9 protein-coding genes are annotated in these 14,049 nt (G+C 66.2%); 4 read left to right on the forward strand and 5 right to left on the reverse strand.

Annotated features, from left to right (window positions below; all coding sequences use genetic code 11):
• Positions 1 to 46: 46 nt before the first annotated feature.
• A complete protein-coding gene (gene recG, locus MTX23_RS17785; protein WP_280977958.1) occupies positions 47 to 2,155 on the reverse strand; it encodes an ATP-dependent DNA helicase RecG in 2,109 nt (702 codons plus the stop codon).
• 243 nt (positions 2,156 to 2,398) lie between these two features.
• Here recG and MTX23_RS17790 point away from each other — a divergent pair, with 243 nt between their 5' ends.
• Together MTX23_RS17790 and mfd are read left to right on the forward strand one after the other, a co-directional pair.
• Positions 2,399 to 2,689 (forward strand): succinate dehydrogenase assembly factor 2, encoded by a 291-nt coding sequence (locus tag MTX23_RS17790; RefSeq protein ID WP_280977959.1) that lies wholly within the window; start codon positions 2,399 to 2,401, stop codon positions 2,687 to 2,689.
• Positions 2,686 to 6,204 (forward strand): transcription-repair coupling factor, encoded by a 3,519-nt coding sequence (mfd, locus tag MTX23_RS17795; RefSeq protein WP_280977960.1) that lies wholly within the window; start codon positions 2,686 to 2,688, stop codon positions 6,202 to 6,204. The genes MTX23_RS17790 and mfd overlap by 4 nt, the downstream gene beginning before the upstream one ends.
• Positions 6,205 to 6,349: 145 nt before the next feature.
• On the opposite strand, the gene MTX23_RS17800 is transcribed toward mfd, so the two are convergent.
• The 3 genes from MTX23_RS17800 to MTX23_RS17810 form a co-directional block, all read right to left on the reverse strand.
• Positions 6,350 to 7,576 carry a GGDEF domain-containing protein gene (locus MTX23_RS17800; protein ID WP_280977961.1) on the reverse strand — a complete coding sequence of 409 codons (1,227 nt, stop codon included), beginning with the start codon at positions 7,574 to 7,576 and terminating at the stop codon, positions 6,350 to 6,352.
• Positions 7,577 to 7,669: 93 nt separating this feature from the next.
• On the reverse strand, positions 7,670 to 9,175 hold the full coding sequence (locus tag MTX23_RS17805; protein ID WP_280971524.1) for a class I adenylate-forming enzyme family protein: 1,506 nt from the start codon (positions 9,173 to 9,175) through the stop codon (positions 7,670 to 7,672).
• Positions 9,176 to 9,248: 73 nt separating this feature from the next.
• On the reverse strand, positions 9,249 to 10,982 hold the full coding sequence (locus MTX23_RS17810; protein WP_280978105.1) for an extracellular solute-binding protein: 1,734 nt from the start codon (positions 10,980 to 10,982) through the stop codon (positions 9,249 to 9,251).
• 373 nt (positions 10,983 to 11,355) lie between these two features.
• On the opposite strand from MTX23_RS17810, the gene MTX23_RS17815 reads away from it, so the two are divergent.
• The gene (locus MTX23_RS17815) at positions 11,356 to 12,153 is read left to right on the forward strand and encodes an invasion associated locus B family protein (RefSeq protein ID WP_280971525.1); all 798 of its coding nucleotides are present in this window, start codon (positions 11,356 to 11,358) and stop codon (positions 12,151 to 12,153) included.
• Positions 12,154 to 12,633: 480 nt separating this feature from the next.
• Here MTX23_RS17815 and hspQ read toward each other — a convergent pair whose 3' ends face one another.
• Positions 12,634 to 12,966 (reverse strand): heat shock protein HspQ, encoded by a 333-nt coding sequence (gene hspQ / locus MTX23_RS17820; RefSeq protein ID WP_280971526.1) that lies wholly within the window; start codon positions 12,964 to 12,966, stop codon positions 12,634 to 12,636.
• 122 nt (positions 12,967 to 13,088) lie between these two features.
• On the opposite strand from hspQ, the gene MTX23_RS17825 reads away from it, so the two are divergent.
• Entirely contained in the window at positions 13,089 to 14,042 is a 954-nt protein-coding gene (locus MTX23_RS17825) for an AEC family transporter (protein ID WP_280971527.1), read from the forward strand.
• Positions 14,043 to 14,049 lie beyond the last annotated feature (7 nt).

A 14,049-nucleotide genomic window follows, 5' to 3' on the forward strand; every position in this document is an offset into this window, starting at 1 on the left:
GTCATTGCGAGGAGCGAAAGCGACGGAGCAATGACGGTGGAGGGTGCTAGCCTGCGCCGATCAGCGGCACGGCTTCGTCGCGTTCGTAGAGATAGAGCAGGCAGCGCAGCGCTTCGCCGCGCTCGCCTTTCAGCTTCGGATTGTCCTTCATGATGCGCAGTGCCTCGTCGCGCGCCTGCGTGATGAGCTGGCCGTGCACGTCGGAGCGCGCGATGCGGTAGCCGGGCAGGCCGCTCTGCCTGACGCCGAGCACGTCGCCTTCGCCGCGCAGCTTGAGGTCCTCCTCGGCGATCCTGAAACCATCGGTGGTTTCGCGGATCACCTTGAGCCGCGCCTTCGACATCTCGCCGAGCGGCTCCTTGTAGAGCAAGAGGCAGGTCGAGGCCTCCGAGCCGCGGCCGATGCGACCGCGCAGCTGATGCAGTTGCGCCAGCCCAAAGCGTTCGGCGTTCTCGATCACCATGATGGTCGCGGCCGGCACGTCGACGCCGACCTCGACCACGGTGGTGGCCACCAGAAGGCCGATCTCATGCGCGGCGAACTGCGCCATCACGCGATCCTTCTCGGCGCCCTTCATCTGGCCGTGGACGAGTCCGACGCGATCGCCGAAGCGCTTCTGCAAGGATTCGAAACGTTCGGTTGCGTTGGTGAGATGCTCGGTGCCCTCGGCCTCGGATTCATCGACCAGCGGGCAGATCCAGTAGACCAGCTTGCCTGCGGCGAGCGCGCGGCCGACGCCGTCCATCACGTCCTCGATCCGGCTCATCGGCACCGCGCGGGTGTCGATCGGCTGGCGGCCGGCGGGTTTTTCGCGGAGCTCCGAGACATCCATGTCGCCGAAGTAAGTGAGCACCAGCGTGCGCGGGATCGGGGTCGCGCTGAGCACCAGCACGTCGACCGCCTCGCCCTTGGAGGTCAGGGCGAGGCGCTCGCGCACGCCGAAGCGATGCTGCTCGTCGACCACGGCGAGCGCGAGGGCACGATAGACGACGTCGTCCTGGATCAGCGCATGCGTGCCGACCAAAAGATCGATCTCGCCGGCTTCGAGCCGCGTCAGCAGCTCGCGGCGCTCCTTGCCCTTCTCGCGACCGGTGAGGATCGCGACACCAAGGCCGGCGCGCTCGGCGAGCGGCGCGATGGTCTTGATGTGCTGGCGCGCCAGGATTTCGGTCGGCGCCATCAGCGCCGCCTGCTTGCCGGCCTCCGCTACCGCGGCGGCCGCGAGCAGCGCCACCACGGTCTTGCCGGAGCCGACGTCGCCCTGTACCAGGCGCAGCATTCGCACCGGCTGGCGGAGGTCCTCGGTGATGGCCGCGATCGCATCGCGCTGCGACTTGGTCAGCGCATAGGGCAGGGCGGCGATGATCTTGTTGCGCAGGTGACCGTCGCCGGCGTTGCGGTCGCCGGCCGGCCGGCGCAACTGCGCACGGATCAAGGCCAGCGCGAGCTGCCCGGCGAGCAGCTCATCGAAGGCCAGCCGCGACCAGAACGGGCCGTCGGGCAAAATGTCGGTCAGCTCGATCGGCACATGCACGCGGGTCAGCGCCTCGCGGAGCTGCGGGAAGTTGCAGCGGCGCAGCACTTCGGGGCTGATCCATTCCGGCAGATCCGGCAGCTTCGTGAGCGCTTGCGCGATCGCACGGCGGAGCGAGCCGAGTGCAAGCCCCTCGGTCAGCGGATAGACCGGATCGATCCCTGAGAGTTTGGCAAATCCGGCCTCGTCGACCACGCGGTCGGGATGCACGATCTGCGGGGTGCCGTCATACATCTGCAGCGTGCCGGAGACGTAGCGCTTGGCGCCGACCGGCAGCAGCTTCTCGACATAGCCGGGCTGGGCACGGAAAAAGGTCAACACGACATCGCCGGTGTCGTCGCTGGCATAGACGAGATAGGGCGCGCGCGCGTTGCGCGGCGGCGGGGGCCGGTGGCGGTCGACGGTGACCTCGAGCGTCACCACGGTTCCCGGCGCGGCGTCGCGGATTTTCGGCCGCGCGCGGCGGTCGATCACGCTGGCGGGCAGATGCAGCAGCAGATCGACCAGCCGCGGGGTCTCGTTGCGGTCGAGCAGATAGCGCAACAGCTTGTCCTGCTTCGGGCCGACGCCTTGCAGGGTCGTGACCGGGGCAAACAGCGGATTGAGCAGGCTGGGGCGCATCAGAGAATCCAAGACCGTTCCAGCTCGTCATGCCCGGCTTTATGCTGGGCATCCACGTCTTTTTTGCCAAGTGCAGCGAGAAGAGGTGGATGGCCGGACCATAGGCGAGCGAAAGCGACGCCGTCCTTCGGACGGCTGCGGCCCCGCCATGACGAGAACGAGGGCTGACATCGGCGATCTCGGTCGCTATATCAAGCTCCGCCCGGCACGTCCGGGCTTTTGGCGTTGGATGGATTTTGGCTCATGACGGGATCGACACGATCGAGCGGCGGGCTTGATGACCGCCGCAAGCGGCTTTTGTTTCGCTGCTGGCATCGCGGTATCAGGGAGATGGACCTTATCCTTGGCCGTTTCGCCGACGCGACGATTGGCGATCTCACCGATCAGGAACTCGGCGATCTCGAGCGCCTGATCGAGGTGCCCGATCCCGACCTCTATGCCGCGTTGACCGGCGACAGGGTGCTGCCGGCCGAACATGCGACGGCGCTGTTCGATCGCGTCAAGTCGTTTCGCGTCGCGGATCCCAACGCATGAAGCCGTCGGCCAAATCACCGGCCGTGATGCTGGCGCCTGGCCGCGTGCTGACGATCGCCAATGTCGCGGAGGGCGCCGAAGGGCTCGTCATCTCGGATCTGGCGCGCGCGATCGCGGCGAAGCCGAAGCGATCGGCCGTGAGCCTTGCCGTGGTGTGCCGCGACGGCGCGCGCGTCCAGCAGCTCGCCCGTGCGCTAGAGTTCTTCGCGCCAGACATCAGTGTGATGCAGGTTCCGGCCTGGGACTGCCAGCCGTATGATCGCGTCTCGCCGCATGCCGGCATCCTGGCGCAGCGCCTGACCACGCTCGCCAAGCTGTCGCGGCTGGTGGGGAGCGACAAGCCGCTGATCGTGCTGACCACGGTGAACGCGGCCGTGCAGCGGGTGCCGGCCCGCGAGCAGGTCGCGGCGCAGGCGCTGTCAGTCGCGCCCGGCAACGTCGTGCCGATGGATTCGATCGTCGCCTGGCTCGAGCATAACGGCTACACCCGCTCGTCCACGGTGCGCGAGCCCGGCGAATATGCGGTGCGCGGCGGCATCCTCGATCTGTATCCTGCCGGCCTCGATCAGCCGGTTCGCTTCGACTTCTTCGGCGACTCCCTGGAGTCCATCCGTACCTTCGATGCCGAGACCCAGCGCACGCTGCTCGACATGCGCGGGCTCGACCTCGTGCCGGTCTCGGAATTCCAGCTCACCACCGAAACCATCCGCCGCTTCCGCATGGGCTATGTCGCCGCCTTCGGCGCGCCGGAACGCGACGACCAGCTCTACGAAGCCGTGTCCGAAGGCCGCCGCCATCCCGGCATGGAGCACTGGTTGCCGCTGTTCCAGGAGCGGATGGACACGCTGTTCGACTATCTCGACGGCGCCGTGGTCGCGATCGAGCCGCAGGGTGAGGACGCCGCCCGCGAACGCTTCAAGCAGATCGTCGACTATTACGAGGCGCGCCGCGAGGCGCTGGAGCATCCGGGCGGCGGGGCGATCTACAAGCCGCTGCCGCCGGACAAGCTCTATCTGACCGAAGACGAATGGACCAAGCTGCTCGGCGACGCGCCGCTGGCCCGGCTGACGCCGTTCGCCGTGCCCGAAGGCGCGGGCGAGGTGTTCGATGCCGGCGCGCGGCTGGGCCGCAACTTTGCACCTGAGCGGGCCGATACTAACGTCAACGTGTTCGAGGCCGTGGTCGGCCATGTCGGGGCGCTGCAATCGCAGCGCAAGAAGGTGGTGATCGCGCTGTGGAGCGAGGGCTCGCGTGACCGCATGGGCGCGATGCTGCGCGACCACAAGCTGTTGAAGCTCACCAACGTCAACACCTGGCGCATCGTGCAGGCGACGCCGCGCAACGAGACCATGTTGGCTGTGCTCGGCATGGAATCCGGTTTCGAGACCGATGAATTCGCCGTCATCAGCGAGCAGGACATCCTCGGCGACCGCCTGGTGCGGCCGCGCAAGGCGAGCCGCAAGCTCGACAATTTCATCTCGGAGGTGACGAGCCTCTCGACCGGCGATCTCGTCGTGCATGTCGAGCACGGCATCGGCCGCTTCGTCGGCCTGCAGACGCTGGAAGTCTCCGGCGCGCCGCATGACTGCCTCGAGCTGCATTATGCCGCCGACACCAAGCTGTTCCTGCCGGTCGAAAACATCGAGCTGCTGTCGCGCTACGGCTCCGACAGCGCCAATGTCGAGCTCGACCGGCTCGGTGGCGGCGGCTGGCAGGCCCGCAAGGCCAAGCTGAAGAACCGCATCCGCGAGATCGCGGGCGAACTGATCAAGATCGCGGCGGAACGCCAACTCCACGAGGCGCCGAAATTCCCGTTGCAGCCGCATGTCTATGACGAGTTCTGCGCGCGCTTCCCCTACGAGGAGACCGAGGACCAGTTGGGGGCCATCACCTCGACGTTGAAGGATCTCGAAATCGGCCGCCCGATGGACCGGTTGATCTGCGGCGACGTCGGCTTTGGCAAGACCGAGGTGGCGCTGCGCGCGGCCTTTGCCGTGGCGCTGGAGGGCAGACAGGTCGCCGTCGTGGTGCCGACCACGCTGCTCGCGCGGCAGCACTCGCGCACCTTCGCGGAACGGTTCCGCGGCTTCCCGGTCAATGTCGCACAGGCGTCGCGGCTGGTGTCGACCAAGGAATTGAACCAGGTCAAGAAGGGGATCGCCGACGGCAGCGTCGACATCGTGGTCGGCACCCATGCGCTGCTCGGCAAGACCATCAAGTTCAGGGACCTCGGCCTGCTGATCGTCGACGAGGAGCAGCATTTCGGCGTCAGCCACAAGGAGCGGCTGAAGCAGCTTCGCGCCCAGGTGCACGTGCTGACACTGTCGGCGACCCCGATCCCGCGCACGCTGCAATTGGCGCTGACCGGCGTCCGCGAGCTCTCGATCATTGCCTCGCCCCCGGTCGATCGCCTCGCGGTCCGCACCTTCGTGGCGCCGCATGATCCCTTGATGATCCGCGAGGCGCTGCTGCGCGAACGCTATCGCGGCGGGCAGGCGTTCTACGTGGTGCCGCGGATCGAGGACCTCGCCAGCGTCAAGGACTTCCTCGACAAAAACGTGCCGGAGATGAAGGTCGCGGTCGCCCACGGCCAGATGCCGCCGACCGTGATCGAGGACATCATGTCCGCATTCTACGATGGCAAATACGACATCTTGCTGTCGACCACGATCGTGGAATCCGGTCTCGACATCCCGAACGCCAATACGCTGATCGTGCACCGCGCCGACATGTTCGGCCTGGCGCAGCTCTACCAGCTCCGCGGCCGCGTCGGCCGGTCCAAGCTGCGCGCCTATGCGCTGTTCACGCTGCCGGCGCAACAGAAGATCACGGCACAGGCGGAGCGGCGGCTTAAGGTGCTGCAGTCGCTGGAGACGCTGGGCGCAGGCTTCCAGCTCGCCTCCCATGACCTCGACATCCGTGGTGCGGGCAATCTCTTGGGCGAGGAGCAGTCCGGCCATATCAAGGAAGTCGGCTTCGAGCTGTACCAGTCGATGCTGGAGGAGGCGATCGTCAACCTCAAGGCCGGCGTCGCCGAGCCCGCCGCCGACCGCTGGTCGCCGCAGATCACGATCGGCATGCCCGTGCTGATCCCCGAGGACTATGTCAACGATCTCAGCGTGCGGCTGTCGCTCTATCGGCGGCTCGCCGATCTCGAGACCGACGAGGAGATCGACAATTTCGCCGCCGAGATGCGCGACCGCTTCGGCGTGCTGCCGGACGAGGTGCGCTATCTGTTCAAGGTCGCGGCGATCAAGGCTTATTGCCGCAGAGCCAATGTCGAGAAGGTCGACGCCGGTCCGAAGGGCGCCGTGATCACCTTCCGCGACAACGCCTTCGCCCATCCCGAGCGGCTGGTCGCGTTCATCCGGCAGCACGGCCAGGCCGCGAAGGTGCGGCCGGACATGAAGGTCGTGTTCTTCCAGGATTGGGAGACGCCCGAGGAGCGGCTCGCCGGCACCACCGATATCCTGCGCCAGCTCGCCAACCTCGCCGAGAGCAAGAAGGCGGCGTGAGGTTTCTCTAAAGCACGTCATTGCGAGCAAACGGGCCGCGCGAATGCGCGAAGCAATTCATTCCTCCGCGCAAGTGGAGCTATGGATTGCTTCGTCGCTTCGCCCCTCGCAATGACGATGTGCGACAACCTGGTGCAGCGTCGCGTTACGACGCCGCGCGCTCCGGCATCTGATTGAGACGTGCCAGCAGCGATCCCGCACTGTCGCCCGGCAGCAGCGTCGCGACGTTGATGACGGGTTCGGCGCGCGTGTCGCGGCGTCCATGGTGGGTATGGCGCATCACGCTCGCCAGCCGGCGCGTGATCGCATGGGCGTTGCGCAGGTCGGTCCCGGTGAACACCACGATGATCGATTTGTCATCCTGCACGGCGCCAAAATCGGCCTGGCGCATCAGCTTGCTGATGATCCGGGCGCCGTCGAATTGCGCGCGGGGGTGCGCGTCGTCGAAGCTGAATCGTGCCACCGACAGCGTGCCGCCACGCTCGGCGGTCTGGTAGACCGTGGTGGCAAAGTCGCGATCGAACGCCGCCTTGGTGAGCAGGCCGGTGCGGGCATCGATCAGACCCTTGGCATCGATGGCGCGCAGCGTGCGGCCGAGCCGTGCCTCGAAGGCATGCTGCCGGATCAGCGGCAGGGCGACATCGGCGATGCGCGCCGGACCTGCCGCGACGATCTCGAGATTGGGCAGATCGTAGCGCGGCGTGAGCTCGCTCGAGACGACGATCGCGGGCAGCGGACGGAAGCGGACGTCCTCGGTCAGCACCGTCAGGAATGCATCCATCACGCGTGGCGTAAATCCCTCGGCCAACACGATGCCGTCGATGTCGCGGCTCGAGAGATGCTTGGCCGCGGCCTCGATGCTCAGTGCGCCGACCACGCCGGCGCGTTCGCCGAGCGCAACCGACAGCGCCGGGTAGGCACCACCGCGGCCGATCAGCAGTGTGGTGGCTTCGCCGACGGGATCGATATCCGTCATCGCAATCGGCGTCGGCGGCACAAGGCGCCGCATCACGGTCGCATGCAGGGCACGCACGCGCAGGCAGGCGTTGAGCCGCGCGATCAGCCGGTCGGGCAGGCCGCGCTTCTGGAAGAACGCGATCGCGGTATCGGGCAGGGCGGTCGCGGGATCGACCGCGATCAGCGGCAGATAGGGCGCACGGGCGGCGGCGCGCTTGGCGAGCGCTGCAAGGACCGGGTAATCGATGCCCTGCGTCGCGGCGATGATGGCCGCCGGCTTCACCTGTTCGATGGCGCGCCCGGCTTCGTTCCAGTCGGTCACCACGACCGGAAACAGTTTCGTCTCATCGAGAAGGGTGGCGAATGACGGCTTTGCCGTCGCCGACACGATGAGAACCGGACCTTGTTGGGACATCAGAAAACTCTGGACCGATGCGCGGATGCGCAATGGCCGGCATGCTAAATCGCCACGCTTAATGTGGCGTCAACACAACCATGAGAGTTCGATCTATGCGGCGGGCGTGCGGTCGCGAAATGCCTCGACCATCAATGGGTTAAGCCCGAGCTCGGTCAATGCGTCGCGGGCCCGCGCGTTGTCCTGCGCCCGTCCGGCCAGCTTGTGGCCGCTGAGCCGGTCCGGCAGTGCCGTCAGGAGTCCGCCCTGGCCGAGGCGGCGTGACCATTCCTGGAGCTCCTGCGCCAGAAACCGGTAGCCGCCAACTGTCATCACACCCGACGGCGGCGCGGTGATGTTGATAGCGCCGGTCGCGCGGTCGACCCGCGCGGCATATTCGGTGTCGACGAAATCGCGCGACGGCTGCGCGATCATGAGGTCACCGGGGGGAGGCGGCGGCGCGTAAGCGGCGGCCGGCACCATGGGGCCGCGGAGCGCCAGCGTGCCCTTCGGTGTCAGCAAGATCTCGCCGGCGATCGACGCACCCGGCGCTTCGCGCGGCGCGCCATGCGGGCCCGGTTTGATCGGGGCCGGCGATCCATCTTCGGCCGTGCGACGGGCGCCGAACAGCCCGGCCTCGCCGAACAAATAGACATCGGTCAAGGTCGCGCGCTGCGACGTCCAGCAGGCGCTGGAGGCGACCTGCTCGGGCGCGCGCCACAGGCCGATAACGTTGCGCAGGCTCGGGAAGCGCTCGGACACCCCCCGCTCGTCGAGCCGGAGGGCGAGCTGGGCGGGGGCGATCAGCGTGTCGCAGGCGTGGTCATTGAACTGCGTCTCGAGCACCTCTTCATCGAAGGGGTGATGCAGCACCAGCGTTCCACCCGACAGCAGCCAGGCCACCAGCGACGCGCAGAGGCCGGCAAATGACATCGGCGCGAAGGCCGACATGACGGTCGCGCCCTGCGCCAGGTCGCTCTCCAGCGACATCGCGAGCCCGCCCGCGATCAGGCTGTAATGCGCGCGCGGCACCGGACGCAGCCCTTGGCTGGTGACGTCGAAGGAAATCAGCGCGGCCTTGCGGCCGTCCTGGATCACCGCGCGCGAAGTCTGGGAGCCCTCCAGGATCGCCCGGTCGAGCGAGGCCATGCCTTCGGGCAGATCGTCGCCGAAGCCGCAGACATGGCGGATCGAGAACGCCTCCGCCGCGGCGTTCATGGCGAGGTCGGCGTGGGAGACGCCGTCGATCCTGCTCGAAGTGACGATCGCCCGCGCCGCGGTGCGATTGAGTGCGGCCGTCAGCTCGGCATGCCGCCACAACAGCGGCAGCGGCACCACCACCAGTCCGACGCGATGGGCGGCGAGCACTGTCAGGGCGAACTCGACCGTGCAGGGGAGCTGGACCGCGATGACCGTGTTGGCCGGCAATCCGCTCTCGATGAAGTGGGCCGCGATCGCCGAGATCGCGCGATCGGCCTGGGCGTAAGTCAGGCGCTTGCGGGTCTGGCCGGTGATGCGTTGCTTGTTGAGGGGGTCGACCAGCGCCAGCGCCTTGGGCTGCCGTGCCAGGAGCCGCTTGAACAGGGTATCGAGCGTTGGCGAGGTGATCTGCTGGTTCACGGGTTCAACGTCGGTTGCCGCACTTGGATCGCATCAGGTCTGGATCGCATCAAGGTCGTATCGCTTCAGGTCGTCACCTGGACTGCGGGTCGGCCCTCCGCCACCAGGTCTCCGGCAAATAGCCCGACAAGGCCGTGGTCGAAGGTCGTTCTATCCGATTCCAGCGTGCGATCCATTGCTCTCCGACGTCAAAGAGGGGGATAGCGTAGAAGCCCGACATTAGGGCCCGGTCCAGCGCCCGCACCGCCGAGACGAAGGCCGGCCGCTCCCGCGCCGCCAGCAGCGCCGCGATCATGGCGTCGATGGCCGGATCCTTGGCGCCCATATAGTTCCTGGTTCCCGGGATATCGGCGGCCTGGCTGCCCCAATAGAACGCCTGCTCGTTGCCGGGTGACAGCGACTGGTCCCAGCGATTGGGAATCATGTCGAAGTCGTAGGCGAGCCTGCGCTGCTCGAACTGCACCGCGTCGACCACCCGCACCGTGGCGTTGATGCCTGCGCGCTTCAGGTCGCGCTGATAGGCGAGCGCAATGCGCTCATGCTCGCGCGTCGTCACCAGGATCTCGAAGCTGAGTGGCGTGTGCGTCGAGCGCTGCTTCAACATCGTGCCGTCGATCGCGTAGCCGGCCTCGGACAACAGTGCGAGCGCGTTGCGCAGCACCGTGCGGTCGCGTCCCGAACCGTCGGTGACCGGGAGGCGGTAGCGGCCCTCGAGAATATCCGGCGGGATGTGCGCGAGGTACGGTTTCAGCAGAGCGCGCTCGCGATCGTCGGCGGGCCGGCCGTAGGCCGACAATTCCGATCCGGCGAAGTAGCCGCCGGAGCGCGAATACAGCCCGAAATAGTAGTTCCGGTTGATCCACTCGAAGTCGAACAGCATCGTCAGCGCCTGACGCACCCTGACATCGGCGAACAGCGGACGCCGGCTGTTGAACACCAGGAACTCGGACGGGTGCGGAATGCCGATCTTGTTCGTGTCGCGGATCACCTCGCCGTTCCGCACGGCGGGGAAGTCATAGCCCTCATGCCAGCGCAGCGGCTCGTTCTCGACCCGGAAGTCGTAGAGACCGCGCTTGAAGGCCTCGAACAGGCCGTTGGCCTCGCGGTAGAAATCGAGCCTGATCTCGTCGAAGTTCCAGAGGCCGCGGTTGATCGGCAAGTCGCGCCCCCAGTAATCGGGATTGCGGGTGAAGGTGACGCTGGTTCCGGGATTGACCGCCGTGACCCGGTAGGGGCCGGAGCCGATCGGCGCGGCCAATGTGGTCTGCTCGAACTTCGAGACGTCGATCGCGTGCCGCGGCAGGATCGGCATCAGACCGAGGATCAGTGGCAACTCGCGATCGGCGACGCCGCCGAAATCGAACCGCACCGTGAGCGGGTCGAGCGCCGCGGCCTTTGCGACTTTGGAATAGTACTGGTGATGCAGCGGGCGGCCGTGGTCGCGCAGCAGTGCCAACGAGAACAGCACGTCATCGGCGAGCACCGGCTGTCCGTCCGAGAAGCGCGCGCGCGGATCGATGTGGAAGGTGACGTAGCTCCTTGCGTCGTCGGTTTCGACGCTGCGGGCGAGCAGGCCGTACAGCGTGAAGGGCTCGTCATTGCCCCGCGCCATCAGGCTTTCATAAACATAGCCGCGCTCATACGCGTAGCCCCTGAGCTGTTGCACGGGAACGCCCCGGACGATCAATGGATTGAGGCTGTCGAAGGTGCCGATCAGGCCCTGCACTAGCCGGCCGCCCTTGGGGGCGTCAGGATTGGCATAGGGCAGGTGCGTAAAGTCAGGCGGCAGGGCCGGAGTGCCATGCATGGCGATCGCGTAGCTCTCGGCCGCCGCCGCGGGAGCCGGTCCGGTTGCCAGGACGGCCAAGGCAAGGAACAGGCCGGCGAGTATGCGGTGCCCGAACCGCCCGGGAACAGGTGGGTGAGGCGCCGAATTTGATTCGCAAAACGTCACGCGGGAGCATTACCACACGCCGCCGCAACTCGGCGCGACGTCGGCGCAAATCCGTTTGTCGGCATTGATCTTTCCGCGCGCCGCTGTATTGAAGGCGTGCAATCGATCCGGGCAGCAACGCCTGTCACGTATCCGCCTCAATTGACTAGGAGACAGCCGCTCAAACGGCTAACTGTCGGCGCCTGCAGCGGTTTCGGGCGCTGCCGTTCAGAAAGGGTTTTCCGCAATGAATTTCCGTATCTTGGCCGCTCCGGTCCGGCCGCGGGGGCGAATTGTCGCTCTGATGGCGGCAACGGCACTGTCCGCAGCGCTCCTGGTTCCTGCCGCTCAGGCCCAGCAGCCGCAGGCACCGAAGGCTGCGCCCAAGGCGGCACCCAAGGCGGCCCCGAGGGGCGCGCCGGCACCCGCGACCCCGCAGCAGGCCGCCCCGCCGGCCGCGCAGCCGCCGCAGGATCAGCAAATTCAGCTCATCTACGCCCCCTGGACCAAGTTCTGCCTGAAGGGCCAGGAAGCCAACGCCAAGCAGGTCTGCTTCACCGGCAAGGACGGCCGCATCGAGTCTGGTCAGCCCGTTATCGCCGCCGTGGTGATCGAGCCGGAAGGCGAGCCGAAGAAGATCCTGCGCGTGACGCTGCCGCTCGGCATGCAGCTCGTTCACGGCACCCGCATCATCATCGACAACAACCCGCCGCAGCAGGCGCCCTATGTGATCTGCTTCCAGAACGGCTGTATGTCGGACTATGAAGCGACGCCGGAGATGATCAACAACCTGAAGAAGGGCCAGAACCTCGTGGTTCAGGCGATCAACTCCAACGGCGCGCCGCTGACCCTGCCGCTGCCGCTGAACGGCGAGTTCGCCAAGGCCTATGACGGTCCGCCGACCGATCCGAAGCAGTTCGAGGAAAACCAGAAGAAGCTGCAGGAAGAGCTGCAGAAGCGCGCCGAAGAGCAGCGCAAGAAGCTCGAGGGCGCAGGCGCTGCCGCCCAGCCCGGAGCGCCGGCTGCGGCCACCCCGCCGAAGTAAGCGCGCAAGCAGTCGCATAACAAAAGGCGCCCGAACGGGCGCCTTTTTAGTTTGCATAGGCTGAGACTCGCTTCATTCAAGTGCGATGGTTCAAAGGCACGTTCCGATCCGTGTGAGAGTCGTGCGCTGCCAGCCCGGGTGACCCCGGCATCGACGCAAAATCACAGAACCAACCCCGGGAGGCCAGACGAAAGCGCGCAACACGCGCCTTCGATCCGCAGGCACGCGTGTGTTCTGCGAACACTGGCCGCGCTGCGCGGAAAAGTGATGGCTCGATGCGATTGGAGCCGCCCGGATCGCAAGCCAGTCCGCCTACGCAGTCATGGAAATCCGGTCAATGTCCCAGCGAGTAAGCCAGCGGCGGAAAGAACCGCTCAACCGCCCGTTGGGGCAAGCGGCGCTGGCCGCGCGTGAACGGGTCTAAGCTGCCGCCATGATGGCGCTCTGGTGCCACGCGACTGGCGCGAAAACGGAAGATCGTCAGTTCAGCGACGGGTTGCGCGGGCGATAGCCGCCGGACTTGTCCTTGATGAAGATCTCGGCCACCTGCGAATGCCGGATCGGCTCGCCGGAGTCGTCGGGCAACAGGTTCTGCTCGGAGACATAGGCCACATACTCGGTCTCCGAATTCTCGGCGAGCAGGTGGTAGAAGGGCTGATCCTTGTGAGGACGGACGTCCTCGGGGATCGACAGCCACCATTCCTCGGTGTTGTTGAACTCCGGGTCGATGTCGAAGATCACGCCCCGGAAGGAGAACACCCGGTGACGGACGATTTGCCCGATCTGAAACTTGGCGGTGCGCGCTTTGATCATGCCTCGTCGATAGACCATCATTGTGGCTGATGCTAGGGGCAAGGGAGTGATTTGGACCCTTGGTTTACCGATTCTGGCCGGGGGCAACCGACCCGGAAAACGGCCGAGAATCCACTTTTAGAATGATCGATATCCTCAATCTGGCGTTGCCGTATTTCGGCCTGATCTTCATCGGTTACGCGTGCGGCAAGGCCAAGCGGCTGCCCGAAAGCGGGCTCGCCTGGATGAATTTCTTCCTACTCTATGTTTCGCTGCCGGCGTTGCTGTTCGGGATCATGTCCAGGACCCCGTTTTCCGACCTGAACAACCCACCGTTTCTGATCGCGACCACGCTTGGAACCATGATTGCCTTCTTCCTGGCGATGGTCTCGGGCAGGGCGATCGGCGGGCTCTCGCTGCGCGAAGCGACGCTCGCCGGCCTGTCAGGCGCCTACGGCAATATCGGCTATATGGGGCCGGGACTGGCGCTGGCGGTGCTCGGCAGCAAGGCAGCGGCGCCGACCGCGCTGATCTTCTGTTGTGACAGCATCTTCCTGTTCTCGATCGTGCCGCTCCTGATCGAACTCACCGATCGTGACCATCCCTCGCTGCTGCATGCGCTCGGTGTGGTGATGCGGCAGATCCTGCAGAACCCGCTGATCATGTCGGCGGTGCTCGGCGCGCTGGTGGGCGCGCTTCACATTCCGCTGCCGGTTGCGCTCGACCGGACCATCCAGTTTCTGCAGAACGCCGCCGCGCCGACGGCGCTGTTCGTGCTCGGCGTAACGGTCGCGCTGCGGCCGTTCGACCGGGTGCCGTGGGAAGTCCCCGGCGTGATCGCGATCAAGCTCTTGATCCACCCGTTCGTGGCGTTCTGCCTGATGCTGCTGTTCGGCCCGTTCGCGCAGCCCTGGGCCGCCACCGCTGTGTTGATGGCCTCACTGCCGCCGGCGCTGAATGTGTTCGTGATCGCGAGGCAGAACGATACCTGGATCAAGCCAGCCTCGGTCGCCGTGCTGATCGGGACCTTCGCCTCCGTGGTCACGCTGACCAGCGTGATGTGGTTCATTCAGACCGGGCGGCTCGCGTTTCCTTGATCGCCCC

Origin of the sequence: Bradyrhizobium sp. ISRA436, assembly GCF_029910015.1 — a bacterium.
Taxonomy (GTDB): Bacteria; Pseudomonadota; Alphaproteobacteria; order Rhizobiales; family Xanthobacteraceae; genus Bradyrhizobium.